Annotated in this window: 23 protein-coding genes and 1 other RNA gene; 12 read left to right on the top strand and 12 right to left on the bottom strand. The window is 72.9% G+C overall.

Annotation, left to right across the window (positions count from 1 at the left end; genetic code table 11):
- Positions 1–132: 132 nt before the first annotated feature.
- From BM064_RS18660 to BM064_RS18645, 4 genes are all read right to left on the bottom strand, one after another.
- The gene (locus BM064_RS18660) at positions 133–456 is read right to left on the bottom strand and encodes a hypothetical protein (RefSeq protein ID WP_092862108.1); all 324 of its coding nucleotides are present in this window, start codon (positions 454–456) and stop codon (positions 133–135) included.
- Complete coding sequence (locus BM064_RS18655; RefSeq protein WP_092862106.1) at positions 453–1,175, bottom strand: CPBP family intramembrane glutamic endopeptidase; 723 nt, start codon at positions 1,173–1,175, stop codon at positions 453–455. The genes BM064_RS18660 and BM064_RS18655 overlap by 4 nt, the downstream gene beginning before the upstream one ends.
- 403 nt (positions 1,176–1,578) lie before the next feature.
- On the bottom strand, positions 1,579–2,268 hold the full coding sequence (locus BM064_RS18650) for a YiaD family glycine zipper/OmpA-like lipoprotein (RefSeq protein WP_092862104.1): 690 nt from the start codon (positions 2,266–2,268) through the stop codon (positions 1,579–1,581).
- Between the two features lie 237 nt (positions 2,269–2,505).
- Positions 2,506–3,114, bottom strand: a complete 609-nt coding sequence (locus BM064_RS18645; protein WP_092862102.1) for a hypothetical protein — start codon at positions 3,112–3,114, stop codon at positions 2,506–2,508.
- A gap of 175 nt (positions 3,115–3,289) precedes the next feature.
- Between BM064_RS18645 and BM064_RS18640 the strand changes: the two genes are divergently transcribed.
- From BM064_RS18640 to BM064_RS27010, 3 genes are all read left to right on the top strand, one after another.
- On the top strand, positions 3,290–3,952 hold the full coding sequence (locus tag BM064_RS18640) for a TetR/AcrR family transcriptional regulator (RefSeq protein WP_092862100.1): 663 nt from the start codon (positions 3,290–3,292) through the stop codon (positions 3,950–3,952).
- Between the two features lie 495 nt (positions 3,953–4,447).
- A complete protein-coding gene (locus tag BM064_RS18635; protein ID WP_092862098.1) occupies positions 4,448–5,029 on the top strand; it encodes a HupE/UreJ family protein in 582 nt (193 codons plus the stop codon).
- 374 nt (positions 5,030–5,403) lie between these two features.
- Positions 5,404–5,763 carry a hypothetical protein gene (locus BM064_RS27010; protein ID WP_143103380.1) on the top strand — a complete coding sequence of 120 codons (360 nt, stop codon included), beginning with the start codon at positions 5,404–5,406 and terminating at the stop codon, positions 5,761–5,763.
- A gap of 96 nt (positions 5,764–5,859) precedes the next feature.
- Here the strand turns inward: BM064_RS27010 and BM064_RS18625 are convergent, their stop codons facing one another.
- From BM064_RS18625 to BM064_RS18615, 3 genes are all read right to left on the bottom strand, one after another.
- Positions 5,860–7,446 carry a lysine--tRNA ligase gene (locus tag BM064_RS18625; RefSeq protein ID WP_092862094.1) on the bottom strand — a complete coding sequence of 529 codons (1,587 nt, stop codon included), beginning with the start codon at positions 7,444–7,446 and terminating at the stop codon, positions 5,860–5,862.
- Positions 7,447–7,861: 415 nt separating this feature from the next.
- Positions 7,862–9,022 carry an acetylornithine deacetylase gene (argE, locus tag BM064_RS18620; RefSeq protein WP_092862092.1) on the bottom strand — a complete coding sequence of 387 codons (1,161 nt, stop codon included), beginning with the start codon at positions 9,020–9,022 and terminating at the stop codon, positions 7,862–7,864.
- A gap of 64 nt (positions 9,023–9,086) precedes the next feature.
- Entirely contained in the window at positions 9,087–10,247 is a 1,161-nt protein-coding gene (locus BM064_RS18615; RefSeq protein WP_092862090.1) for a M20 aminoacylase family protein, read from the bottom strand.
- Positions 10,248–10,454: 207 nt separating this feature from the next.
- Here BM064_RS18615 and BM064_RS18610 point away from each other — a divergent pair, with 207 nt between their 5' ends.
- The 5 genes from BM064_RS18610 to BM064_RS18590 all read left to right on the top strand — a co-directional run bounded on the left by BM064_RS18610 (position 10,455) and on the right by BM064_RS18590 (position 14,082).
- Positions 10,455–10,784 (top strand): hypothetical protein, encoded by a 330-nt coding sequence (locus tag BM064_RS18610; protein ID WP_092862088.1) that lies wholly within the window; start codon positions 10,455–10,457, stop codon positions 10,782–10,784.
- 54 nt (positions 10,785–10,838) lie between these two features.
- Positions 10,839–11,214, top strand: a transfer-messenger RNA (tmRNA) gene (gene ssrA, locus BM064_RS18605).
- Positions 11,215–11,513: 299 nt separating this feature from the next.
- A complete protein-coding gene (locus BM064_RS18600; protein ID WP_092862086.1) occupies positions 11,514–12,002 on the top strand; it encodes an SspB family protein in 489 nt (162 codons plus the stop codon).
- Between the two features lie 102 nt (positions 12,003–12,104).
- On the top strand, positions 12,105–13,496 hold the full coding sequence (gene fumC, locus BM064_RS18595) for a class II fumarate hydratase (protein ID WP_092862084.1): 1,392 nt from the start codon (positions 12,105–12,107) through the stop codon (positions 13,494–13,496).
- Positions 13,497–13,602: 106 nt separating this feature from the next.
- Positions 13,603–14,082 (top strand): GNAT family N-acetyltransferase, encoded by a 480-nt coding sequence (locus tag BM064_RS18590; protein WP_092862082.1) that lies wholly within the window; start codon positions 13,603–13,605, stop codon positions 14,080–14,082.
- Positions 14,083–14,116: 34 nt separating this feature from the next.
- On the opposite strand, the gene BM064_RS18585 is transcribed toward BM064_RS18590, so the two are convergent.
- From BM064_RS18585 to BM064_RS18575, 3 genes are all read right to left on the bottom strand, one after another.
- Complete coding sequence (locus tag BM064_RS18585) at positions 14,117–15,169, bottom strand: GlxA family transcriptional regulator (protein ID WP_092862080.1); 1,053 nt, start codon at positions 15,167–15,169, stop codon at positions 14,117–14,119.
- A 261-nt stretch (positions 15,170–15,430) separates the two neighbouring features.
- Complete coding sequence (locus BM064_RS18580) at positions 15,431–17,233, bottom strand: hypothetical protein (protein ID WP_092862078.1); 1,803 nt, start codon at positions 17,231–17,233, stop codon at positions 15,431–15,433.
- Positions 17,234–17,421: 188 nt separating this feature from the next.
- Complete coding sequence (locus BM064_RS18575; RefSeq protein ID WP_092862076.1) at positions 17,422–18,609, bottom strand: mechanosensitive ion channel family protein; 1,188 nt, start codon at positions 18,607–18,609, stop codon at positions 17,422–17,424.
- Between the two features lie 274 nt (positions 18,610–18,883).
- Between BM064_RS18575 and BM064_RS18570 the strand changes: the two genes are divergently transcribed.
- From BM064_RS18570 to msrP, 3 genes are all read left to right on the top strand, one after another.
- A complete protein-coding gene (locus BM064_RS18570) occupies positions 18,884–20,257 on the top strand; it encodes a class II 3-deoxy-7-phosphoheptulonate synthase (RefSeq protein ID WP_092862273.1) in 1,374 nt (457 codons plus the stop codon).
- An 89-nt stretch (positions 20,258–20,346) separates the two neighbouring features.
- Positions 20,347–21,201: a phosphoserine phosphatase SerB gene (serB, locus tag BM064_RS18565; RefSeq protein WP_092862074.1), complete on the top strand. Its 855-nt coding sequence runs from the start codon at positions 20,347–20,349 to the stop codon at positions 21,199–21,201.
- A 444-nt stretch (positions 21,202–21,645) separates the two neighbouring features.
- On the top strand, positions 21,646–22,620 hold the full coding sequence (msrP, locus tag BM064_RS18560; RefSeq protein WP_092862072.1) for a protein-methionine-sulfoxide reductase catalytic subunit MsrP: 975 nt from the start codon (positions 21,646–21,648) through the stop codon (positions 22,618–22,620).
- A gap of 461 nt (positions 22,621–23,081) precedes the next feature.
- On the opposite strand, the gene BM064_RS18555 is transcribed toward msrP, so the two are convergent.
- Positions 23,082–23,972, bottom strand: coding sequence for a LysR family transcriptional regulator (locus tag BM064_RS18555; protein WP_092862070.1), 891 nt, complete (start codon positions 23,970–23,972; stop codon positions 23,082–23,084).
- A 105-nt stretch (positions 23,973–24,077) separates the two neighbouring features.
- Between BM064_RS18555 and BM064_RS18550 the strand changes: the two genes are divergently transcribed.
- On the top strand, positions 24,078–24,989 hold the full coding sequence (locus tag BM064_RS18550; protein ID WP_092862068.1) for a hypothetical protein: 912 nt from the start codon (positions 24,078–24,080) through the stop codon (positions 24,987–24,989).
- A 17-nt stretch (positions 24,990–25,006) separates the two neighbouring features.
- Here BM064_RS18550 and BM064_RS18545 read toward each other — a convergent pair whose 3' ends face one another.
- Positions 25,007–25,393 carry a winged helix-turn-helix transcriptional regulator gene (locus BM064_RS18545; protein WP_177236322.1) on the bottom strand — a complete coding sequence of 129 codons (387 nt, stop codon included), beginning with the start codon at positions 25,391–25,393 and terminating at the stop codon, positions 25,007–25,009.
- Positions 25,394–25,474: the final 81 nt, after the last annotated feature.

Genomic DNA, 25,474 nt, shown 5'->3' with positions numbered 1-25,474 from the left:
GCGCCGACGGATCGCAGGACGCCGAAGGGGGCCGCGAGGCCCCCTTTTTTCATGCCCGCTGCGTCCGTCGCCTCCCCGTAGGGCGCATTTCAATGCGCCATGCTCGACGCGCCACGCCGCGCGCCCCCCCGCTCAGTACCTGAAATCCCACTGGTCGAGATGCACGCCGGCGGCGCCGCGCAGGACCACCTCGCCGCCCTCGAAGCTCAGCACCAGGTCGCGGCCGCGGATCGAGGGCAGCAGGTCCCAGGGCGTCAGGCCTAGCCCCTCGAGGCTGATCACGTCGCGCCCCTTCTCGAAATCCAGGATGAAGCCGCGCCCGCCGGAGAGGCGGAACTCGAACCGGTCGCCGTCGAGGAACCGCGACAGCGCCTCGGGGTCCTCCCCGCCCGTCTCGGCGGCGGAGACGAGGGCGTCCTCGGGCGGGGCGTCGGAGTTCCCGGGGCGACGCGTCATGTGGGGACCGCCCCGTGGTAGAAGAACCGGCCCAGCCCGATGGTGAAGATCAGCCAGCCCGCGATGGCGTGCAGCAGCACCGGGAACCAGAAGTTGCGCCCCCCCCGGTGCAGGTAGGCGAGCGAGAAGATCGCGCCCCCCGCCGCGGTCAGCAGCAGGGCCACCCAGTTCCACAGGAACAGGTGCGCCAGCGCGAAGACCAGCGCGTTGGTCGAGACCGCCGCGGCCTTCGAGGGAAACAGCGCCCCGTAGCGGCGGAAGAACAGCACCCGGAACACCGCCTCCTGCGGCAGGGCCGAGAGGATCGGGTAGAACAGCAGGATCGTCAGCCACAGGTCGGGCATGGCGATCGGCATCCAGAACAGCGCCTGCGGCAGCAGCGCCAGGGTCAGCGCATAGATCGCGGCCCCGGCCCCGAGCGCGAAGGCCGGCGCGGTCCACCACCCGGGCGAGGGCCTGCCCTCCAGGAACTCGGCGAAGCGGAAGCCCGGGGTGAGCGCCAGCAGGACCAGCCCCAGCGCGAAACTGCAGGCGAGCAGCGTCCACATGATCGAGGGCGGCAGGCCGAAGGCGAGCCCCAGCGGCAGGCCCACGAACAGGACCGCGAACTCCACCCCCAGCCGCAGGCGGGAGGGCAGGCGCGCCAGCGGCGCCGCCTCGGGCAGGTCCGCGGGGGGACGGTCCGCGGCGAGGCCCGCGGCCGGGCGCAGGCCGCTCATCGCCCGGCCCCGGCGGCCGGCGGCGCGGCGAGGCGCAGGCGCGCGTCGGCGCGGGATCGCGAGGCGTCAGGGCGCATTGTCGGGCTCCGGTCGAGGGGCGCGGAGCCCCACACCTAGCCCATGCAGACGAGGGCGCAAGCCCGTCCGGAAACCGCCCGCCCGGCTCGCCCGCGAGCGAAGCCGCCACAGACGGCGCGGTCCGACGCGCAGAGGCCATGGGCGACCCTGCCCCAGGCTCCCCCGGCCCGAGCTCCTCGGGCCGATGCCCGCCCGCCCGAGACGCGAACGCGCCCCCCGCGGTCGCGAGGGGCGCGTCCCGACGATCCGCCGCCCGGGGTGTGATGGACGGGGACGGAGCGCGCAGGGGCTCCGGCGCGCGGATCGCCCGCGCGCCGGAGGAGGATCACGACTGCGTGGCCGGCACGATCAGGATCTCCACCCGACGGTTGGCGGCGCGGCCCTGGGCGGTCTCGTTGGAGGCGACGGGCTGCTCCTCGCCGCGGCCGTAGGCCTCGATGCGCTGGCGCTTCACGCCGCGCTCGATCAGCTCGGAGGCCACCGAGCGGGCGCGGCGGTTGGAGAGCTGCTGGTTGTAGGAGGCGTCGCCGGTCGAGTCGGTGTGCCCGATCACGTCCACGTAGGACGAGGGATACTTCTTCAGCGTGCGCGCGACGCGGTTCAGCGGCCGGCGGAACTCGGACTTCACCACCGTCGAGTCGGTGTCGAAGGTGACGCCGCCCGGCAGGGTGACCAGCAGCGCGTCGTCGACGCGGGTGACCTCGGCGCCGGTGCCCGAGAGGTCCTGGCGCAGGTCCTGCTCCTGCTGGTCGAGGTAGGTGCCCACCGCGGCGCCGGCCAGCAGGCCGATGCCCGCGCCGACGAGCGCGTTGCGGCGGTCGTCGCCGCCGACCAGCAGGCCCGAGGCCGCGCCCAGCACCGCGCCGACGCCGGCGCCGGCCGCCTGGTTGCTGGAGGGACCCTGCCCGTTGGCGCAGGCCGAAAGCAGCGCGGCGGCGCAGGCGGCCATCACGGGCGCGCGCAGGCGGCGGGTCAGGCGGGCGTCGGCGGGGCGGGCGGAAGGGATCGCGGACATCTCGTCGGTCTCCTCGTCGTCAGGTCACCTCCGCTTCCGTGCGCCGGAAGCGGTTCGAGGGCACACCCTGTCGAAGAATGAGGCGCACGAAAGGCCGCGCGATGACTTTCGCAGGCCGGCGCCGGTTTCCGAAACCGCCGCCGACCCGCGACTCGCCGCTTCCCGGGCCCCCGCGCCGCGCCCCCCGCCGCCGCTCGCCGCAGGACCGGGACCGACGCGCGCGGCGGCGCGGAGCGGTCAGGCCGTCTCGCCGGGCGCCTCCGCCTCGGCCGCAAGCGGGTCCTCGTCCTCGCCGATCGCCTCCGGCGGGGGGTGGCCGCGGTCGGCGGCGTGGATGCGCAGGCGCTCCTCGGCCTCCGAGAAGCGGGGGGCCAGCGCCTCCAGCCGCTCGAGGATGAAGGCCGCGTCGCTGCGCCGGCCCTCGGCGTCGAGCTGGGCGCCGCCGTAGGAGCTCAGCATCCCGTGGATCGATTCGCGGATGCAGGTGCGGTCCTCGACCATGTCCTCGAGCAGCGCCAGCGCCTCCATCCCGATGGGCACGTCGTGGCGGCGGGCGGCGACGCGCAGCGCCTCGGCCGCGCGCTCGACCGCGGCGTCGAAGCCGCCGTGGTCGGCGCGCAGGCGGCGTCGGTCCTCGTCGGGCGCCGGCCGGCCGGAGGCGGCCACGCGCAGGAAGCCGAGCGCCCCCGTCTCGAGGAAATACATGTGACGCAGGCGCGCCAGCAGGGTCGCGGCCTGGCGGCTGAACTCCGCCGTTCCCGCCTTGAGGTCCACGCTCAGCACCACCGGCAGCAGGCGCGCCAGGCCGCGCGCCTCCTCCGTCACCCGAAGCTCCCAGCCGCCCATGGCGCAGCGCCTCCCCTGTCGCAGGCTCCCTCGCGGGCCGAGGCCCGTTTCGCGCGCGGGACGGTAGGCGCGCCGGGTTAACGCGGGGTTGCTCCGCGCCCGGCGGAGACGGCGGACGACGGCGCGCGGGCGGGCGTGGATTGGCGCCCGGGCGGGGGCCGGGTAAGAGGGGCGCATGGACGATGCGAAGGGCGCCAGCGGCGGGGACGAGGACGGCGGCCGCGCCCGGCGCGGCTACCATCACGGCAACCTGCGCGAGGCGCTGGTCGAGGCGGCCCTGCCCCTGATCGCCTCGCGCGGGCCGCAGGGCTTCACCATGGCCGAGGTGGCGCGCGAGGCCGGCGTCTCCAACGCCGCCCCCTACCGCCACTTCAAGGGCCGCGAGGACCTGATCGCCGAGATGGCGCGGCGCGGGTTCGAGCTCTTCGCCGACCTGCTGGAGCGGGCCTGGAACAAGGGCAGCCCCTCGCCGATCTCGGCCTTCGAGAAGATGAGCCGCGCCTACCTGCACTTCGCCCGCCGCGAGCCGGGCATGTACATCGCCATGTTCGAGAGCGGCGTGGCGGTCTCGGCCGACCCGGCGCTGCGCGCGGCCTCCGACCGGGCGATGGGGGTGATGCGGGCGGCCTCCGAGGCGCTGGTGATGCGCCTGCCGCCCGAGAAGCGGCCGCCGGTGCAGATGATGAGCTACCACATCTGGGCGCTGTCCCACGGGGTGGTGGAGCTGTTCTCGCGCGAGAGCGCGGGACAGCGCGCCTCGATCTCGCCCGAGGACCTGCTGGAGACCGGCGCGATGGTCTACCTGCGCGGCCTCGGCGTGATTCCCCGCGACGACTAGGGCGCCCGCCCGCCTGCGCCCCGCGCCCGTCCGCAGCTCCCGTCGCGCCCGCCCCGACCCGGCTTCACCCGGCCTGGCTTCACCTGACCCGGCTTCCACCGGCCCGGCTTCCCCCGACCCGACTTCCCCCGGCCCGCAGGGCGCCGCGTCGGCGGTCGCGCGCGACGCGAGGGCGCGCCCGCGGCGCAGGGCGAGGGGGCGCCGGGGGGCGGTCCACGCCCCGGGCGCGCCGCCCGCCCCGCGCCGCGGGCGCACGCGGGCCCCGCGCGCTTCGCCCGACGCGGCGCTCCCGACGCCGGCCGCGGGCGCAGCCCGTGTCCGATCCGAAGACCCCGGCGCGCGACGCTCGTCCCTCCCGCCGCGCGGCCGGCGCGCCGGCCATCGGCGGATCGACCGCGAGACGGGCGCCGCCCCGGCGCGGGCGCGGCGGCGATGGACAGGGGCGGCGGGCGGGGGCACTCTGGCCCGGTTTTCAACCGCCTCCCCGGATCCGCCATGCCTCGTTTCGCCCTGCTCGCCGCCGCGCTCCTGCTCCTGCCGCCCGCCGCGCTCGCCCATGACGGGGCCGGCGTCGCCGGCGGTTTCGCGAGCGGCGTCCTGCATCCGCTGATGGGGCCCGACCACGTGGCGGCGATGGTGGCGGTGGGGCTCTGGGGGGCGGTGCTGGGGGCGCCGGCGATCTGGGTGCTGCCGGTGGCCTTCCCGCTGGTGATGGCGCTGGGCGGCGCGCTGGGAGTGGCCGGGGTTCCGTTGCCGGGGATCGAGACGGGAATCGCCGCCTCCGCCCTGGCGCTGGGCCTCGCGGTGGCGCTGGCGATCCGCCCGCCGCTCTGGGCGGCGGCGCTGGTGGTCGCGGCCTTCGCGGTCTTTCACGGCCACGCCCATGGGGCCGAGATGCCGGGCGCCGCCTCGCCGCTCGCCTATGCCGCGGGCTTCGTGCTGGCCACCGGCCTCCTGCACCTCGCCGGCATCGGGATCGGCGCGCTCTCGCGCTGGCCCGCCGGGCGGGCGCTGGTGCGCGCGGGGGGCGGGGCGATCGCGCTGGCCGGCCTCGCCTTCCTGACCGGGGCGGCATGAGGCGCGCGCGGCGCGCGGAACCCGCCGGATCGCCCGGAACCCGCCCGCGAGCGCGCCGGAGGACCGAGGCCCGCGACGCGCCGCCGCCGCTCAGCCCCGCGCCCTGCCCCGCGCGCGATCGCCGCGCGGCCCGCGCGGCGGCCGGCGCTTGCGGCGGAGCGCTGGCGCTCCTCCTTCTCGCGGCCTCGCCCGCGGCGGCCCATGGCGCGTTCGGCTTCGAGGCGCCCTGGGCCGTCGGCGCCCTGACCCCGGCGGCTTTCCCGGAGACGGCCGCGGCCCTTCTGGCGCTCGCGGCCTTCGCCGCCCGCCAGCCGGGCCGCGCCGGCTGGGCGACGGCGGCGGCGGCCGGGATCGGGGCGGCGCTCGGCGGCGCCGTGCTGCTGATCGCCTACTGGGGCTTCGCGCCGGGAGGACTCGCGGCCCCCGTCGTGGCCGCGGCGGCGGGGCTGCTGGCGCTGGCGCCGCCGCTGCTGCCGGCCGCGGCCGCCGCGGCGCTGGCGGCGGCCGGGGGCGCGGCGCTGGGGCTCTCGAACGACCTGCACGCGCCCTGGGCCTACGCGGCCTGGCAGACCCTCGGCGCCGCCCTCGCCGCGCTGGCGATCACGCTCGCGGCCCACGGCGCGCTGCGGCTGGTCCCGGCGCGGCCCCGGCCGGCGGTCGCCGCCACGCTCGGCGCCTGGGCGGCGGCGGCGGCCGCGCTGGGGCTCGCCTTCCGCTTCGCGTCCGGGGGCTGAGCCGTCCCGAAAGGACGAAAGCCGCCCCGACGGGGCGGCTTTCGGGGACCGCGCGCAGCGCGGCCCGGTCCGGTCCGGCGAAGCCGGGAAGAGGCCTCAGGCGGCCTCGACCAGCTCGCCCTTCAGCGCCCGCTCGATCAGCGCCGCGGTCTCGTCGACGCCGTAGAGCGCGATGAACCCGCCGAAGCGCGGCCCCTGCGAGGCGCCCAGCAGCACCTCGTAGAGGGCCTTGAACCAGTCGCGCAGGTTCTCGAACCCGTGGTCCTTGCCCACCGCATAGACCTCGTCCTGCAGCGCCTCGGGCGAGGCCTCGCCCTCCCAGCCCCGCAGCCGCGCGGCGAGGTCGGCCAGCGCCGCCTGCTCCTGGGCGGTGGCCTCGCGGAACACCCGCGTCGGCTTCACCTTGTCCTGGTAGTAGGCGACCGCGCGGCCCACCGCGGCGTCGAAGCCGGGGTTGGTCTGCGCCGAGGCGCCCGGCGCATAGCGCGCGAGGAACCCCCACAGCGTGGCCTTGTCCTCCGCGCCGGTCACCGAGGCGAGGTTCAGCAGCATCGAGAACGGCACCACCATCGCGTCAGCCGGCGGATTTCCGCCGTGGATGTGCCAGGCGGGGTTCGTCAGCCGCGCCTTCAGATCCTGCTCGGGATAGGCGCGCAGGTGCTGCGAATACTCGTCCACCGTGCGCGGGATCACGTCCCAGTGCAGCCGCTTGGCGGTCTTTGGCTTCTGGAACATGAACAGGCTGAGGCTCTCGGGCGAGGCGTAGGCCAGCCACTCCTCGATCGACAGCCCGTTGCCCTTGGACTTGGAGATCTTCTGCCCGTCGCCGTCGAGAAAGAGCTCGTAGTTGAACATCTCCGGGCTGGGCATCCCCACCGCCCGGCAGATCTTCCTGCCGAGATCCGCCGAGGGGATCAGGTCCTTGCCGTGCATCTCGTAGTCGACGCCGAGCGCCATCCAGCGCATCGCCCAGTCCGGCTTCCACTGCAGCTTGCAGTTTCCGCCCGTGACGGGGATCTCGATCCGCTCGCCGTCCGGCTCCTCGTAGACGATCGTGCCCTTCGCCAGGTTGCGCTCCAGCGTCGGGACCTGCAGGACATGGCCCGTCTTCGGCGACACGGGCAGGAACGGCGAATAGGTCGCCTGACGCTCGGCGCCCAGCGAGGGCAGCATCACCTCCATCACCGCGTCGAACTTCTCGAGGATGCGCAGCAGCATCGCGTCGAAGCGGCCGGCGCGGTAGTAGTCGGTGGCCGAGGCGAACTCGTATTCGAAGCCGAAGGCGTCGAGGAAGGCGCGCAAGCGGGCGTTGTTGTGCTCGCCGAAGGAGGGATGCGTGCCGAACGGGTCCCGCACGCGGGTCAGCGGCAGGTTGAGATCCTCGGTCAGCATCTCGCGGTTGGGCACGTTGGTCGGCGCCTTGCGCAGGCCGTCCATGTCGTCCGAGAAGCACAGCAGCCGGGTGGGGATGTCCGAGATCGCCTCGAAGGCGCGGCGCACCATGGTGGTGCGGGCGACCTCGCCGAAGGTGCCGATATGCGGCAGACCCGAGGGGCCGTAGCCGGTCTCGAACAGCACGTAGCCTTTTTCCGGCGGCGCCTTCTCGAACCGTTTGACCAGCCGGCGCGCCTCTTCGAAGGGCCAGGCCCTGGAGTCGAGGGCGGCGTCGCGCAGCTCGGTCATGATGTCGGTCTCCTTGAGGAGCGGCTCGGGGGATTCGAGGCTCGTCGGCCCGCTCGGCCGAGGGCGCGAGTCGGGGGTTGCGTCAGAGTCGCCCCCTCTAGGGCCGGCGCCCCCGCCCGTCAATGCATTCGCGCCCGCCCCGCCGCCCCCCGAGGCCCGCGCGCGGGCCGCTCGCCGGGGAGGCGCCGCGCCCCGCGCGCGCCCCGGGCTGGCCTCCCGCCCGCGGCGCCGGGCAAGGGCGGCGCGCGGGGCGGACGGGGCCCGAAGCAGGGGTCGCGCCCCGCCCCCTGCCCCGGAGACGCGGCAGCCGGGTTCGCCGGGGCTCGACGCCCCGGCGGAGCCGACCCCGGACCGCTCGCGCGGGACGCCCGCGCCGGGCGCGGCCCCTCCGGCCGCATCGGCCCTGGGACCCGCCTCAGGCGCTCAGATGGGCGACGAGGCGCTTCATGAACGCCTCGCCCTTCTCCAGCTGCTCGACCTCGATGTACTCGTCGGGCTGGTGGGCCTGGGCGATGTCGCCCGGCCCGCAGACGGCGGTCGAGTAGCCGACCCGCTGGAACAGCCCCGCCTCGGTCGCATAGCTGACCGCGTTGGAGGCGTTGTCGCCGGTGAGCCGGCGCAGCAGCGCCTCGGCCGCGCCGTTCTTCTCGGGCGCGCAGGGGGGGACGTCGGCCTTGACCTCCACCTCCACCCGCGCCTCGGGCCGGATCTTCTGCGCGGCGGCCTCCAGCTCGGCGGCCTTGGCCTGGATCCGCTCCAGCCACTCGGCCGAGGTCTCCGGCGGGCAGGCCCGCACGTCGACCGAGAACCAGGCCCGCCCGGCGGTGATGTTGTGCGCCTCGCCCCCCTGGAACTCGCCCACATGGACCGAGGTGCAGGGCGGATCGAAGAGCTCGGCCCCCGGCAGGGGCCGGCCGAGGTTCTCGTCCTGCCGGTCGTCCAGCCAGGTCACGAAGCGCGCCGCCAGATGCACCGCCGAGACGCCCTTGTGGCGGATCGAGGAATGCGTCTCGAACCCCTTGGTGCGCACGATCAGCTCCAGGATGCCCTTGTGCGCGCCGACCACGGCGAGGCGCGAGGGCTCGCCCACGATCACCGCCGAGGCCATCGGCAGCTCCGCCTGCATCCGCTCGATCATCGGAGGGGCGCCGTACATGCCGTCCTCCTCGTCGTAGCTCAGCGCGATCTGGATCGGGCGCTTCAGACCCGCCTCCAGCGCCTCCGGCACGATGGCCAGCGCCAGCGCGTCGAAGCCCTTCATGTCGCAGGCCCCGCGGCCGTAGAGGCGCCCGTTCTCCTCGACCAGGGTCCAGGGGTCGCGGGTCCAGTCCTGCCCCTCGACCGGCACCACGTCGGTGTGGCCCGAGAGCACGACGCCCCCCTCGACCATCGGGCCGACGTTGGCGAAGAGGCTCGCCTTGTCGCCCGCCGCGTTGGGGGTGACCCAGCAGGCCACTCCGTGACCCTCGAGATAGTCGCGCACGAAGTCGATCAGCGCGAGGTTGGAGCGGGTGCAGGTGGTGTCGAAGGACACCAGCTTCTCCAGCATCTCGCGCGGGGTGTAGCGGTCGGCCATGGGACCTCCTGAAAGCGCAGGCGCCGCCCCTTTCGGAGCGGCGCGGCGCTGGACTTGAGAACGATCAGCCGGCGGCGAGGCGCGCTTGCGCGACCCGCACCAGCATCGAGGCGCCCAGCGGGATCGCGTCGTCGTCGAAGACGAAGCCGGGGTTGTGCAGCGGCACCTCGCCCTTGTGGCCGACGGTGAAGTAGACCCCCGGCGCGGCTTTCAGCATGTCGGCGAAGTCCTCGGACCCCGTCGCCGCCTCGTCCTGGATCTTCACCAGGTCCTTGCCGGTGACCTCGGCGGCGATGCCGGCGACGATCTCGGAGAGCCCGCCGTCGTTCTCCAGCACCGTGAAGATGTCGCGGATGTCGACGTCGATCTCGACCCCGAAGGCCGCCGCCAGCCCGGCCGAGATCTCCTTCATGCGGGTGCGCATCCGCTCCGCCGCCTCGTCGGTGAAGAAGCGCATGGTGCCCGAAAGCACCGCCTCGGAGGGCACCACGTTGTAGGCCGCGCCCGCGTGGATCTGGGTGATCGAGAGCACCGCCGCCTCATGCGGGGGCGCGTTGCGCGAGCGGATGGTCTGCAGCGCCTGCGCCAGCGCCGTCGCCACCATGATCGGGTCCTTCGAATGCTGCGGCGAGGCGCCGTGCGAGCCCACGCCCTTGATGCGGATGTCGAAGAAATCCGCGCCCGCCATCGCCACGCCCGGCTTGATCCCCACCACGCCCGGATCGGTGTAGGGGGAGTTGTGCAGGCCGTAGACCTCGTCGCAGGGGAACTTCTCGAACAGCCCGTCGGCGATCATCGCGCGGGCGCCGCCCAGCCCCTCCTCCGCCGGCTGGAAGATCAGCACCACCCGGCCCGGGAAGTCCCGCGTCTCGGCCAGCCGCTGGGCGGCGGCGAGCAGGATGGTGGTGTGCCCGTCGTGCCCGCAGGCGTGGGAGACGCCGGGGACGGTCGAGCGCCAGGGCAGGTTCGTCTCCTCCTCGATCGGCAGCGCGTCCATGTCGGCGCGCAGGCCCACCGAGCGGCCGGGCGCGTTGCCCTCGATGATCCCCACCACGCCGGTGCCGCCGATGCCCGAATGCACCTCGATCCCCCACTCGCGCAGCTTCTCGATCACGATGCCGGAGGTGCGCACCTCCTGAAAGCCGATCTCGGGATGGGCGTGGATGTCGCGCCGGATCGCGGCGAAGGTCTCGAGGCGGTCGGCGATTTCGGGGATGACGGGCATGGGGGCTCCGGGACTGCGAGGCGTGGGGGGCGCGGCGGGGCGTGCCGATAGGTTCGGACATTGGTCGCTCCGCCGGGCGGGCCGGTCAAGGGGCGGGCGAGGACGCGGCGGCCCGGCGTCGAGGTTTCGGCAACCCTTCGGCCCTAGACTGCCCTGCGTCGGCCCGCCCCGCGGGCCCCGCGTGAGTTCGCGTAAGGGAGATGTCCGATGCGTCGCATCCTGTTCGCCCTGATGGGGCTGGTCCTGTCGTCCTCGCCGCTGGCGGCGCAGGGCGGCTGCACCCTGAACGTCGCCGACTACGTCGGCTGGCAGATCATCTACAGCGGCGCGCTGACCGGCACGGTCGACCTGTCTGGCCGCAGCGAGACCTTTCAGGGCTGCGCCCCGGGCCGGGTGCTGCTGATCGACGCCGACCACTCGGTGGTCTGCACGCAGACGCGGCTCGGCGCGGGATACAGGCCCGACGTGGTGGTGCTCTCCGACGGCCGGAACCTGGTCGCCTGCATCGCCGGGCGCACCTACGCCGTGCGCGACTGAGGCGCGGCCGACGCGCGGGGCTTCGCGAAAATCCTCGGCGGATGGCGACGGCGCCCCCTTCAAATCCGCGGAGGAGGGGGCTATATCCTGTCCTGTCTCCGCAAGGGGACTATGGCGATAAACGCGCACGGAATAAGCGGTTCGGACCCGGGGGCGGTACCCGGCGGCTCCACCAATCTCCTGCTTCCCGGTCATGGACGGGGGGATCCCAGGACGCGAGGGGCCGAAACAGGATCGACGGACGTGTAAAGGTGTTTGCTTTCGCTCGGCAGGATGCCACCGTTACCGGCTCAAATTGTACAGTTGCCAATGACAACCGTGCTCCGGTGGCCGTCGCTGCGTAACGCAGCTTAAACCACCGATCTTAAAGTCCTGTGGGTTTGCACCTTCAGGCGGGGCTCGCTGGCGCCTGGCAACAGAAGCCAGCACTACCCTCCCTCCCCTCCCCCCGACCAACCAAGCGGCCACCCAGGCGGCGCCTCCCTGGCGACGACCGGCCCGGCTGCGGCCGAACCGTCCCGCGGATCCCTCCGGCGGGCGTCTTCGCATGCGGTCCCGCGCCTGCGGCCGGCCGACGCGTTAACCGGTCCTTCACGATTGCGCCATGACCCTCGCCCAGGCGCGGACATCCGCGGCTGCGACGCGCGGCGCATGGCCCCCTCGTCTTTCATCGCGCGGAGAATCGGATATGGTCCCCCGAAACAACCCTAACGCGCCCTGGAACCACCGATGACCTCCAACCCCCTCGACTACGGCCGCCTGATGCAACGAGCGCTGCGCTCGGTGGTGCATGAGGCCTTGGCCGTCGCGGTGGAGGACGGGCTGCCGGGCGAGCATCACTTCTACATCTCCTTCGACACCTCCCACCCCGGCGTGGACGTGCCCGACTGGCTCAAGGCCCAGTATCCCGAGGAGCTGACCATCGTCCTGCAGCACGAGTTCTGGGACCTGGCCGTCACCTCGGACCGGTTCTCGGTGGGCCTCTCGTTCTCCGAACGGCCGGTGAAGCTGACGGTGCCCTTCGACGCGGTGCTGACCTTCGTCGACCCCCACGCGGAGTTCGGCCTGAAGTTCGACCCCCATGAGGTCGACGACGACGACGAGCTGGGCGAGCTCTCCGACCTCGAGGACGAGGACGACGAGCCCGAGCCCACGCCCCCCGCGGGCGGCAAGGGCAAGGGCGAGGTCGTCAGCCTCGACCGCTTCCGCAAGGGCTGAGGCCCGGCGCGCCCTGCCCGGCCCCCGGCGCGCGCGCCGTTGCTCCGCTTCGCGTGCGCCCGTATACAGCCTCCCGGATCGCATTTCCGGAGGTTCCCCCAGATGACCGCCACCCGCACCGAGACCGACAGCTTCGGCCCGCTCGAGGTTCCCGCCGACCGCTACTGGGGCGCGCAGACCCAGCGCTCGCTGATGAACTTCCCCATCGGCTGGGAGAAGCAGCCGGTCGCGGTGGTCCGCGCCCTGGGCGTCATCAAATGCGCCGCCGCCAAGACCAACATGGCGCTGGGCGTCCTGGACGAGAAACTGGGCGCCGCCATGGTCGAGGCCGCCACCGAGGTGGTCGAGGGCAAGCTCGACGATCACTTCCCGCTGGTGGTCTGGCAGACCGGCTCGGGCACCCAGTCGAACATGAACGCGAACGAGGTCGTCTCGAACCGCGCGATCGAGATCCTGGGCGGCGAGATGGGCTCGAAGAAGCCCGTCCACCCCAACGACCACTGCAACATGGGCCAGTCGTCCAACGACACCTTCCCGACCGCGATGCACATCGCCGCCGCGATGACCGCCCGCGACGTCCTCCTGCCCGGCCTGCGCAAGCTGCACGCCGCGCTGCAGGAGAAGCAGGAGGCCTTCAAGCACATCATCAAGATCGGCCGCACCCACACCCAGGACGCGACGCCCCTGACCCTGGGCCAGGAGTTCTCGGGCTACGTCTGGCAGGTCTCGCAGGGCATCGACCGGGTGGAGCGGGCGCTGCCCAACATCCTGGCGCTGGCCCAGGGCGGCACCGCCGTGGGCACCGGGCTGAACGCCAAGGTCGGCTTCGCCGAGCAGTTCGCCGAGCACGTCGCCGAGATCACCGGCATGGCCTTCCACACCGCCCCTAACAAGTTCGAGGCGCTGGCCGCCCATGACGCGGTGGTGGAGATGTCGGGCGCGGTGAAGACCGTCGCCGCGTCCCTCTTCAAGATCGCCAACGACATCCGCTTCCTGGGCTCGGGCCCCCGCTGCGGCCTCGGCGAGCTGATCCTGCCGGAGAACGAGCCCGGCTCCTCGATCATGCCCGGCAAGGTGAACCCCACCCAGTCCGAGGCGCTGACCCAGGTCTGCGCCCATGTCTTCGGCAACGACGCGGCCATCGGCTTCGCCGGCTCGCAGGGGCATTTCGAGCTCAACGTCTACAAGCCGATGATGATCTACAACCTCCTGCAGTCGATGCAGCTGCTGGGCGACGCCGCCTCGGCCTTCACCGACAACTGCGTGGTGGGCATCAAGGCCGACGAGGTCCGCATCGAGAAGCTGATGCGCGAGAGCCTGATGCTGGTCACGGCGCTGGCCCCGACCATCGGCTACGACGCCGCCACCAAGGTCGCCAAGACCGCCCACAAGAACGGCACGACCCTCAAGGAAGAGGCGATCGCGCTGGGCTACGTGGACGAGGAGACCTTCGACCGCGTGGTGCGTCCCGAGGACATGCTCGGCCCGAAGTGATCCCGGCCGCGCCCCGCGTCGGCTGACGGCACGAAGGGCCCCGGGACGCATCCCGGGGCCCTTTCCCGTTCCTCGCCCCCCGAAAGCCCCCCCCGAAGGCCCCCCGATGCCACTCGCGATCCGCCCCGCCCGGCCCGCCGACGCCCCCGCTCTGAGCGCGCTGGTCCGCGAGAGCTTCGCCCTCTACGTCCCGCGAATGGGCCGCGAGCCCGCGCCGATGGCGCAGGATTTCCCCGCCGACATCGCCGCCGGCCGCTGCTGGGCGGCGGATGGGCCCGACGGCCTGCTGGGGCTGCTGGTGGCCTATGCGGACGGCCCGGCGGAGGACCCCTCCTTCCACCTCGAGACGGTGGCGGTCTCTCCCGCCGCGCAGGGCGCGGGGCTGGGCCGCGCGCTGATCGCCTTCGCCGAGGACGAGGCCCGCAGCCGGGGCCTGCCCTGCGTGCGCCTCTACACCAACGCCAGCATGGTCGAGAACCTCGCCCTCTACCCGCGCCTCGGCTACGTCGAGACCGGGCGGCGGACCGAGAACGGGTTCGAGCGGGTGTTCTTCGAGAAGCCGCTGCCGCCCGCCCCGGCGAGTTGACAGCTGTCAACTCGCGCAAGACGGGGGCGCCGGATCACTCCTCGAGATCCGCCTCGCCGAGGTCGCCCGCCTCCTCGTCGCGCGCGGGCCCGGGGCCGGAGACGCCCCGCTCCCGGTAGGGGGTGCGCTTGTAGTGGGCGCGGTAGCACTTGGAGAAATGCGAGGGGCTGGTGAAGCCGCAGGCGAGCGCCACGTTGATCACCGACATGTCCGTCTGCAGCAGCAGCCGGCGCGCCTTCTCCAGCCGCAGCTCGAGGTAGTAGCGCTTCGGCGAGCGGTCGAGGTAGCGGCGGAACAGGCGTTCGAGCTGGCGGGTGGACATGCCCACGCTCTCGGCCAGGCGCGCGGCGGAGACCGGCTCCTCGATGTTCTCGTGCATCAGGGCGATGACGCGGGAGAGCTTGGGGTGGCGCACCCCGATGCGGGCGGGGACCGAGAGGCGCTGGTGATCCTCGTCCCCGCGCAGGTTGGTGTAGACCATCTGGTCGGCGACCATGCCGGCGATGTCGGGCCCGTGGGCGTTGGCGACCACGCGCAGCATCATGTCGCCCGCGGCCGCCCCGCCGGCGGCGGTCATCGAATCCCGGTCGATCACATAGATCTGGTCCGACAGCTCCACGTCCGGGAAATCCTCGGTGAAGCCGTCCTGGTTCTCCCAGTGGATGGTGCAGCGCTTGCCGTCCAGCAGCCCCGCGCGGGCCAGCGCATAGGCGCCGGTGCAGACCGCCCCCATGGTCACGCCCTTGCGGCTTTCGCGGCGCAGCCAGTTCAGCACGCCCTTGGTGGTGGCGCGCGCCACGTCGATGCCTCCGCAGACCACCGCCGTCGATCCGCGCGGCAGCTCGTCCAGCGGGCCGTTCACCGCGACCTCGATCCCGGCCGAGGCGTTGACCGGCGCCCCCGTCTCCGACAGCAGCCGCCAGCGGTAGAGCTCGCGCCCCGAGACGTGGTTGGCCAGCCGCAGCGGCTCGATGGCCGAGGCGAAGGCGATCAGGGAGAAATTGTCGAGCAGGACGAAGACGAACTGACCCGGAACGGCCGAAGCCGCGGAGCCCGCCTGGGGGGAGGATGCCGGTCGCGTGTTCATCGTGTCTCCCAGCGGGAATCGCCAGCGAAGGACCGGAAGTCAAACGAAATCGGACCCGCGCGCAAGAGCGCCGTGCGCCCTGGCTTCCGCAAGGGCGCATGGAGCGGCGAAAGCGACTGGACGGCGCGTGCGCGCGACCTCGAAGACACGGCCCGCCCGGCCTGCGCGCCCCCGCCTCGCGGCGTGGGCGGGAGACCGACTCGGGGGCCCCGCGCCCTGCCCCGCCGCCGCCGCGGGCCCCCGGGCGGCGGCGGGCGCGGGTCAGTCCTCCTCCTCGTAGGAGAACTCGTAGGCGATCAGCCCGCACAGGTCCGCGGTGGAGCGCCTGCGGCCCGGCTTGACGCCGTACTCCGTCCAGGTGTCCGACCCGCCGGTGTCCATGGCGATGCGGGTCTCGATATGCACCGGGAAGCCGCAGTTGTTCTGGTAGACGAGGGTCATCGAGGGGCGGTCCGGTTCGTCGTAGGAGCAGGACGACATCGCCGAGGATCCGGTGCTCTTGCGGGTCTCGATCACCTCGACGCAGCCCTCCATGCCGCCGCGGCGAGGCTCGTCCTCGCCGGCGAGCGCCTCGGTCCAGGTGGGTTGGGCCTCGGGCGTCTCGTCGCCGGCCGGGTCCGGGGCGGCGGAGGCGGCCTGCTGCCGTTCCTGCGCCTCCTCCTGCCGGGCGCGTTCCTCGGCCTCGGCCATGGCGGCGCGGGTCTCCATCTCGGCGCGGTTCGCCTCGGCCTCGCGGCGGCGGGCGTCGGCCCGGTCCTGGGTCGAGGGGGCCGAGGGGACGGTCGAGGGCAGGGTCCGCGGCGGGCGGTCGACCATGCCCTGCACCCGGCTGTTGAAGTCCGCCATGTCGGCCATCTGCGCCTGCGTGCGCCTGCGCCAGTCGCCCAGCGGGTCGGCCGCGAGCCGCGCCCAGGCGGCGTCGGCGGCGGCCTGCTGCCGGGCGCGGTGGCGGGCCACGTCGCGCTCGTCCTGGATGAGCTGGGGCAGGTGGTTCGCCGCGTAGAGATATTCCGACCGCTGCCGTTCGTACCACGTCTCGACGTTTTCGATCTCCTCGCGCAGCGAGCGGACCTCGAAGCGCTCGGCGGCGGGGATCTCGCCCGCCTCGGCGAGCGCGCGTTCCGTCCCGGCGATGCGGGCCAGCTCGTCGCCGCGCGTCGCCCAGTCGATCCGCGCGAGCTCGGCCTCGGCGCAGTCCAGCAGCCGCGGCATGCGGCGCTGGAGGCGGGCCAGCGCCGCAACGTAGTCGTCGCCGCCCCGGAACACCTTGCGCCACTCCGAACTCGCCATCAGGTAGTCCTCGCAGACCTCGTTCAGCCGCGAGACGGGCCGGGAGGGCCGGTACTCCCGGCGCAGCCGGAAGTACTCGCGGCGCGGCTCGGCGAGGCGCGCGACCTCGAGCCGCTCGCCCGCGGCCATGCGCCGGGCCTCGCGCAGGGCCGTCTCGCCGGTCGAGAAATAGAGCAGGTCGGGCTCCTCCGCCCCGAAGATCAGGCGGACGCGCTTGAAATCGGGCTCGCCCTCGACCGCGAAAGCGGCCCGCGCCCTGTCGGACGCCGCGCTCGTGCCCCGGGCGCCGTCGAGGCCTCGCCCGGCGCAGGCGGGGCAGAACACCCAGTCGGTGACCAGCAGCCCGTCGTCGCGCAGGCGCCGGTCCTCGGGCATCGGCGCGTAGTAGTGGAAGCCGTCGATCGTCATCCGCGCGAGGCCGCCCCAGCTCTCGAGCACGCTCGGCGGCATGTTCCAGGGAATGAACTCCAGCCGGTAGACCGGCACGTCGCCCTCCATGCGCACGCGGCGGGCGGCCTCGAAGGCATGGAGGTCGGAGGGGTAGCGCAGCCGCGCCCCGCGCTGGGGCTTGTCGGGCGCGTCGAGCACCACGCCGAAGCGGCTCTTGACGAAGCGGTCCCCGGGGCGGGCGTCCTTGGCGGTGGAGGCGTCGAAGGGCTCCCGCACCGTCTCGTACATGTCGTCGTGGACCCGGTAGATCTTGATCTCCGGGTCGCAGCCCGCCAGCACCAGACCGGCCAGAAGCGCGAAGACGGCCGTCGAGACGCGTCGCATGGCATTCCCCCCCTTCACGGGATCGCCGGCGCCGGGCGGATCCCGACGCAGAGGCCCGCCCCCGTGCGGCGGACCCGGCTTCCCTCATTCATGCGGATAAATTCCCGACTCGCAGGACGCAAGGGCAAGCGGCCGAAATGGAAGGCGAATCCACTCTGCGGAGGGGTCGGCGGGCTGCGGAGCGAGCGCTACTCCGCCGCCTCCGGGCGTCGGGAGAGCGGGCCGGGGCCGTCCTGCACCTCGCGGCCCGGATCGGGCTGCAGGCGCAGGTCGCCGCGGTCGCGGGGCAGCGCCTCGGGGTGGGTCTCGCGCAGCCACAGCAGGACCTTCTCGCGCACCTCGCAGCGCAGCTCCCAGGCGCGCGGCGAGGAGCGGGCGGACATCAGCGCGCGCACCTCCACCGTGCGCTCGGTCGCCCCGATCACCTGGAAGACCGAGACCTGCCCGTCCCACCAGGCGGAGGCGCGCACCACCTCGTCGAACTTCTCGCGCAGCGCCTCGAAGGGGGCGGCGTAGTCGACGTGCAGGATCACCGAGCCGATGATCGCCCCGCTCTCGCGCGTCCAGTTCTCGAACGGCTTCTCGATGAAGTAGGAGATCGGCAGCACCAGCCGGCGCCAGTCCCAGATGCGCACCACCACGTAGGTGGCGGTGATCTCCTCGATCCAGCCCCACTCGCCCTCGACGATGACCACGTCGTCGATGCGCATCGGCTGGGTGATGGCGATCTGGAGCCCCGCGAAGATGTTGGCGAGCACCGGGCGCGCGGCGACCGCCGCCACGATCCCCGCGACGCCGGCCGAGGCGAAGAGCCCGGCCCCGTATTCGCGCACCCCGTCGAAGGTCAGCAGGCAGGCGCCGGCGGCGATGGTGAACACCATGATGTTGATCACCTGCCGGAAGACCCGGATCTGGGTGCGGTTCTTGCGCGCCTCGACGTTCTCCTCGTCCGCGCCCATCCAGCGGCGCAGGGAGCGGTCGGCGGTGTGGGAGACGGTCGACATCAGCGCCCAGGCCACCAGCACGATCAGCATGATCGAGATCGCGTGGCGGATCAGCGAGACCCACTCGTATGGCAGGGTCGTCGCCGGCAGGGTCACGATCATGCCCACCAGCACCGAAGCCAGCCGGCCGAGCCCGCCGGTGCGCCGCACCACCTCGTGGACGAAGCCGCCCTCGGCCCCGCGGGTGGCGCGCAGCAGCGCCCGGCGCAGCAGCCAGTGGAGCGCGAGGCACACCAGCACCCCGACCACCATGGCGCTGGCCCCGATCATCAGCGCGGGGATGCCGGCCACGAACTCCCGCGCAGGGGCGGTCAGCGCGTCGAGACTGCCGACGACCTCCTTCACCGTCTCGGCGGGTTCGAGCTCCTCCATGCGCGGTCTCCCGGCTGCGGCTGCTGAACGGTCCAGACAAGCTAAGGCGCCGGGACGATTGTGCAGCGCGGCAGGATGTCCTGCTGCATCGCAAAAGGCGCGTTCGGGCCGTCGGGCGGCGCCGCCGCCGCCCCCGCGCCTGCGGCCCGAATGCCGTGCCGCGCCGCAAAAACGCCCGCTTTCACCCCCTTTCCGTACTGTCGCGGCTTGGAAAGAGGGGGGTTCTCGGCTACAGGGGGCGCCCTGACGAAAACCCGACCCGGGGATGAGCAAGATGACCGAGGCCTGGACCAAGCGCAGCTGGCGCAACCACGAAGCCCTGCAGATGCCCGTCTATCGCGACGCGGCCGCTCTGGACGCCGCCTATTCGCAGCTCGCCTCGTATCCCCCCCTGGTGTTCGCGGGCGAGGCCCGCGCCCTGACCGCACGCCTGGGCGAGGTGGCGGAGGGGCGGGCCTTTCTGCTCCAGGGCGGCGACTGCGCCGAGAGCTTCGCCGAGTTCGGCGCCGACAACATCCGCGACACCTTCCGGGTGCTGCTGCAGATGGCCGTCGTGCTGACCTTCGGCGCCTCGATGCCGGTGGTGAAGGTGGGCCGCATGGCCGGCCAGTTCGCCAAGCCGCGCTCCTCGGACGTCGAGAAGATCGACGGGGTGGAGCTGCCCTCCTACCGCGGCGACATCATCAACGGCTTCGACTTCACCCCCGAGGCCCGCGAGCCGGACCCCGAGCGGATGAAGCAGGCCTACCTGCAGTCGGCCGCCACCCTGAACCTGCTGCGCGCCTTCTCCCAGGGCGGCTTCGCGGACATCCACCGCGTGCACGCCTGGAATCTGGGCTTCGCCAGCGGGACGCCGGGGTCGGAGCGTTATGCGGCGCTGGCGGAGCGGATCTCCAGCGCCCTCGATTTCATGACCGCCGCCGGGATCGACCGGGCGACGGAGGAGAAGCTGCAGCGGGTGGACTTCTGGACCTCGCACGAGGCGCTGCTGCTGCCCTACGAGGAGGCGCTGTGCCGCCAGGACTCGATCACCGGCCAGTATGTGGCCGGCTCGGGCCACATGATCTGGATCGGCGACCGCACCCGCCAGCCGGACGGCGCGCATGTCGAGTTCTGCCGCGGCGTGATCAACCCGATCGGGCTGAAGTGCGGCCCCTCGCTGACGCCCGACGGGCTGCTGCGGCTGATCGACCTGCTCAACCCCAACAACGTTCCGGGCCGGCTGACGCTGATCAACCGCTTCGGCGCGGGCAAGGTGGGCGACCACCTGCCCGGCCTGATCCGCGCGGTGGAGCGGGCGGGGCGCAAGGTGGTCTGGTCCTGCGATCCGATGCACGGCAACACGATCAAGTCGGCCTCGGGCTACAAGACCCGGCCGTTCGAGCGGGTGCAGCAGGAGGTCACGGAGTTCTTCGAGATCTGCAAGGCCGAGGGCGTCCACGCCGGCGGCGTGCATTTCGAGATGACCGGCAAGAACGTGACCGAGTGCACCGGCGGCCTGCATGACGTGACGGACGAGGACCTGCACTCGCGCTACCACACCGCCTGCGACCCGCGCCTCAACGCGGCCCAGGCGCTGGAGCTGGCCTTCCTGCTCGCCGAGGAGCTGGAGCGCGAGCGCCGGGTGACCCTGGCCGCCGCCAGCTGAGAGCTGCCGGCGGGGGCGTGCGCGCCCCCTGCCCCTCCGCCCGGACGGCCCCTCGCGGCCGTCCGGGCGTTTCCGTTCAGGAGCTGCGAATGACCCACGTGGTGGTGCTGACCGCGCAGGAGGGCGTGCCCGACGCCTTCCTCGCCGAGGCCGAGAAGATCTGCGCCGCGGCCCCGCGCCGGCTGGGCCCGAAGGCCGCCGACGTCGCGGGCACCGCGGGCATGGCGGCCGAGCTGCACGCGGCGCTTGGCGGCGCGGTCGACGTGAACCTGGTGGCCAAAGCGGACCGCGCCAAGCGCCTGCTGATCGCCGACATGGACAGCACCATCATCCCCGTCGAGTGCATCGACGAGATCGCCGACGTCGCCGGCGTCGGCGAGCGGGTGAAGGAGATCACCGAGCGCGCCATGCAGGGCGAGCTCGACTTCGAGGGCGCGCTGCGCGCCCGCGTCCGCCTGCTGCGCGGCCTGCCGGTCGAGGCGCTGGAGACGGTCTGGCGCGAGCGCATCACCCTCAACCCCGGCGCGCGCACCCTGGTGCAGACGATGAACGCCCGCGGCGCCGTGACGGCCCTGGTCTCCGGCGGCTTCACCTGGTTCGCCGACCGGGTGGCGCAGGCGGCGGGCTTCCGGCACGCCCAGGCCAACACCCTGCTGGAGGAGGGCGGCCGCCTGACCGGGGAGCCCGGCGAGCCGATCCTCGGCCGCCAGGCCAAGCTCGACGCGCTGCGCCGCTACTGCGCCGAGGGCGGTTTCGGCCCCGAGGCGGCGCTGGCGGTGGGCGACGGCGCCAACGACCTCGCGATGGTCGAGGCCGCGGGCCTGGGCGTCGCCTACCACGCCAAGCCCGCGCTCGCCGCCCGCGCCGGCGCGGTGCTGGCCGTCTCCGACCTCACCGCCCTCCTGAGCCTTCAGGGCATCCCCGACGCCGACTTCGTCTCCTGACGCCCGCCCCAGGCGCCCCCGGCCCCACGCGCCCCCCGGGAGCGCCTGTTCTCCGGAGCCGTCCATCGCGGATGCCGTCAGAGCGACTCGCCCGCCCCGGTCAAGGATCGCGCAGCGACCGGCGAAGCCGGCTTGTCCTTGACCGGGGCGGGCGAGTCGCTCAGGCATCGGACGCGATGGACGGATCCGGAGAACAGGCGCGGGCGTCTTGTTCTTGGGTGAGTCAGGAGCCCGCCGGAGGCTCCCCCCTTCCCCCTCCCTTGCAAGCCTTCCGCAAGCGCCCCCCGCCAAGCCCGCCCGCAGGGCGCCTCCGCCCCCGTCTCCCCCAGCGCTGAAACAATCCCTCGCGGCCTTTCCACGCCTCGTGATTGGCCGCGACGGTCCCCCTCGCCTATCCTGTGGTCAGGCCCTCCCGGTTCCCGGGCCCCTGCGAAAGGACGCGAGATGCACTTCCACCGCCGCCCCTCCTGGCACATCCCGGAGCGCGAGGTCACGCCGGAGCGGGTGTTCCTCGACCGTCGCGCGGTGCTGGCGGGGCTCGGCTTCGCGGGCGTCGCGGCGGCTTCGGGCCTCGGCGTCGCGCGCCCGGCCGCCGCCCGTCCCGCCGGCGAGGCCTGGACGCCCGCGCCCCCGCTCGATCCCGCCTATGCCGACGCGGGCCGCGCGATCACGCCCGAGGCGGTCTCGGGCAGCTACAACAACTTCTACGAGTTCGGCACCCACAAGGGCATCGCCGACGCCGCCCAGAAGCTGCCCTCGGACCCCTGGACCCTGCAGATCGAGGGCCACGCCGCCAGGGCCGGCGAGATCGGACTCGAGGACCTGCTGGCGAAGATGCCGGTGCAGGAGCGCGTCTACCGTCACCGCTGCGTCGAGGCCTGGTCGATGGTGGTGCCCTGGATCGGCTTCCCGCTGGCCGAGCTGGTGAAATGGGCCGAGCCGACCTCGGCCGCGAAATACGTGCGCTTCGAGACGCTGTCGGACGAGAAGACCATGCCCGGCATCCGCCAGTCCTGGTATCCCTGGCCCTATGTCGAGGGCGTGACGATCGAGGAGGCGCTCAACCCCCTGCCCTTCATGGTCACGGGCGCCTACGGCAAGGTCCTGCCCAAGCAGTTCGGCGCGCCGATCCGCCTGCACCTGCCGTGGAAATACGGCTTCAAGTCCGCCAAGTCCGTGATCCGCATCTCCTTCGTCGAGGAGCAGCCGATGGGCTTCTGGCAGGAGCTGCAGGGCTCGGAATACGGCTTCTGGGCCAACGTGAACCCCGAATTCTCGCATCCCCGCTGGTCCCAGGCGCAGGAGCGCGTGCTGGGCACGGGCGACGAGGCCCCCACCGTGATCTGGAACGGTTACGGCGAGGAGGTCGCGGGCCTCTACAAGGACATGGACCTGAGCAAGCGCGGCCTCTGGTTCTGAACGCCCCCGGCGATCCCGCCGGCCCCTTATGGATCTCGAGCAGGACCCTGCCGCCCCGCGGCAGGGTCTTCGCATTCCGGGGCGCCGGATCAGGAGAACGATTTTCCGCACTGCGGCGCGCGGGGCCTTCCGACGGCCGTCCAGAGCGCGCCCGGAGCGCGCTTTCGGACCGCGTTTCGGGGGGTCGTGGCCGGGTTTCGCGTCTTTCCCGCCACAGGGCGCGGCGCGGCCGGACTCGGCCAAGCGCCTGTCGCACAGAAAAAAAGCCGGACGCGAACGTCCGGCCAAGTCCAACAGGGAGGTGCAGCCGTCACCGGAGTGCAACAGTGTCGCGGGGTGTCGGCTACAAGGCGCGATATAGGCCCGTGATTTCGGGTTAGCAAGCGCAACAAGCGTCACAAACCGCCGGTCAACTCAGCTTTGCACTGAGCGCATGGCTTTTCCGCAACAGCGAGACGGGCTCAACCGGAGAGCAAGCCGTCCTTCTCCAGCTCGTCCAGAACGAAGTCCCGGAACACCGCCACCCGCTTCGAGCGGCGCAGCTCGGTGGGGTAGACGAAGTAGACCGTGGTGGGGTCCGACTTCAGGTCCGGGGCGACGTTGACGAGCTCGGGAACGTCGCGGGCGAGGTAGTCGGGCAGCGCGCAGATCCCCAGGCCCGAGATCGCGGCGGTGTAGAGGCCGAAGTAGTTGTTCACCGTCGCCCGCGCCCGGTGCGCCCCCGCGTAGATGGGCGCGAGGAACGCCTCCCCCGCCTGGATCTGCGGGTAGCCGGGGCTGTGGCCCACGATGCGGTGGGAGGCGAGGTCGGCCGCGGTCTCGGGCGCGCCGTGCTTCTCGACATAGGCGCGCGAGGCGAAGAAGCGGATGGTCACGTCGAACAGCTTGCGCCGGATCAGGTCGGCCTGGAACGGCTCCTTCATGCGGATCGCCACGTCGGCCTCGCGCATCGGCAGGTCCATCACCGTCTCGGTCAGGATCAGGTCGACCGAGAGGTCGGGGTAGATGTCGAACAGGTTGGGCAGCCGGGGCGTCAGCCACATGGTGCCGAAGCCGATGGTCGAGGTGACGCGCAGCTCGCCGTAGACGTCGTCCTTGGCGTCCTTGATCCGGGCCGAGGCGGTGTCGAGCATCCGCGTCATCTCGCGGGTGGCGGCGAACAGCAGCTCCCCCTGCTCGGTCAGCAGCAGGCCTCGGGCGTGGCGGTGGAACAGGGTCGCGCCCACCTCGTCCTCCAGCGCGCGGATCTGGCGGCTGACGGCCGACTGGCTCAGGTGCAGGCTCTCGCCCGCGTGGGTGAGGCTGCCCGCGTCGGCCACCGCGTGGAAGATCCGCAGCTTGTCCCAGTCCATGCACGTTCCCCCATGAGACGATTCGAGAGCGATATACCCCTGCCGCCTCGCGGCGGTCAAAGTTACGGTATAGCGAGAGCGCGACCGAAACAGCCGGAGCCCTTCATGTCGTCGATCGAGATCCGCCCCGCCCCCCGTTCCGCAGGTCCGCGCGCGGGGCGCCTGGCCGCGCTGGCGGCGCTGGGGCTCGCGTTGCTGGCGGCGCTTCTGGCGGGGACGCCGGCGCGGGCGCAGAACCCCGATATGGAAGGCCGCTTCGTGGGCATCGGGCCCGCGCGCGGCATGCAGGTCGAGATCACCGACGCCGGCCGCAATCCCGCGGGCATGTTCCACGACTCGAACGGGGTGGAGGCGACGATCGGCGGCGGCTGGAAGAACGGCGGGCTCGAGGCGCTGCTGAACTTCCCCGGCCGCCCGGTCTTCGTGCGCCTGACGCCCTCGGCCCTGGGGATGCAGATGGCGGTGCTGCCGCTCGACCCCGAGGGCAAGCCCCTGCGCGAGCAGGCGCGCGTGCTCGCCTTCCTGCGCGAGGGGATCGAGACGCCCGAGCAGCCGGCGCTCTACCAGGATCCGCCCAAGCGCGCGGGGTCCGAGATCGACCCGGACGTGTTCCTCGCGAGCTACCAGTTCTGGCCGCCGGAGGGCGTGGCGAACGGCTTCGACAACATCGGCCCGCGCTACCGCACCATCCTGCGCATGTTCCCCCAGATCCATGCGGACGTGCTGTGGAAGCTGTGCCAGGCCGAGACGCAGCGCGGCCTGCTGGCCGAGGCGCTGCGCGGCCAGGGCGCGGGCTGCGCCGACATCGAGTCGACAGTGAGCCGCCTGCAGGAGAGCGGCCGCTTCAGCGACTGGAAGGCCGCGGTGGACCGCGAGATCTCGCAGCTGATGCCGGCGGTGCAGTGCTCGCGCGGGTACATCGTGAAGGAGTCGGTCTGCGCGCCCGCCTCCCAGCGCGTCGCCAAGGCGGCCACCTCGCTCGAGACGCTGGGGACGCTGCTCGGCCGCTGGCGCTGAGCGCCCCGCCAGGCGGTTCAGGACCGCCGGGCCCCGGCCCCGGCCCCGACCTCCGCCGGGAACTTCCGGCCCCAGGCGCGGCCCCAGGCCATCAGTTCGCCCAGCACGTCGCGCAGGGCCATGCCCTTGATGGTGAGGGCGTATTCCATCCGGCGCGCGCCATCGCGCACCGGACGTTTCTCCAGGATGCCGAGGTCGACGAGTCGTCTCAGGCGATTCGACAGGATGTTCCGCGCCACGTTCAGGTCGCGATGAAAGTCGTCGAACCGCGTCGTGCCGTGGGCCGCGGCCCAGACGATCAGCAGGGACCATCTGTCGCCGACTTCGTCCACGGCGTTTTCGAACGCCCCATGGGCATGCTCGGCCGCCTGGGGCGCGCCCGGCGGGATGTCTTCCGGGGACATGAGCGCCTCCTGATACGCTTGCAATCGGGTGGACCTGCTGCGGCGGCGGCCGCCCGATTCCGGATCCCGCATCCAAGGTCG

Source organism: Albimonas pacifica (assembly GCF_900113695.1).
In the GTDB taxonomy this organism is placed as follows: Bacteria; Pseudomonadota; Alphaproteobacteria; order Rhodobacterales; family Rhodobacteraceae; genus Albimonas; species Albimonas pacifica.
This window is presented reverse-complemented; position numbering and strand designations above follow the sequence as displayed.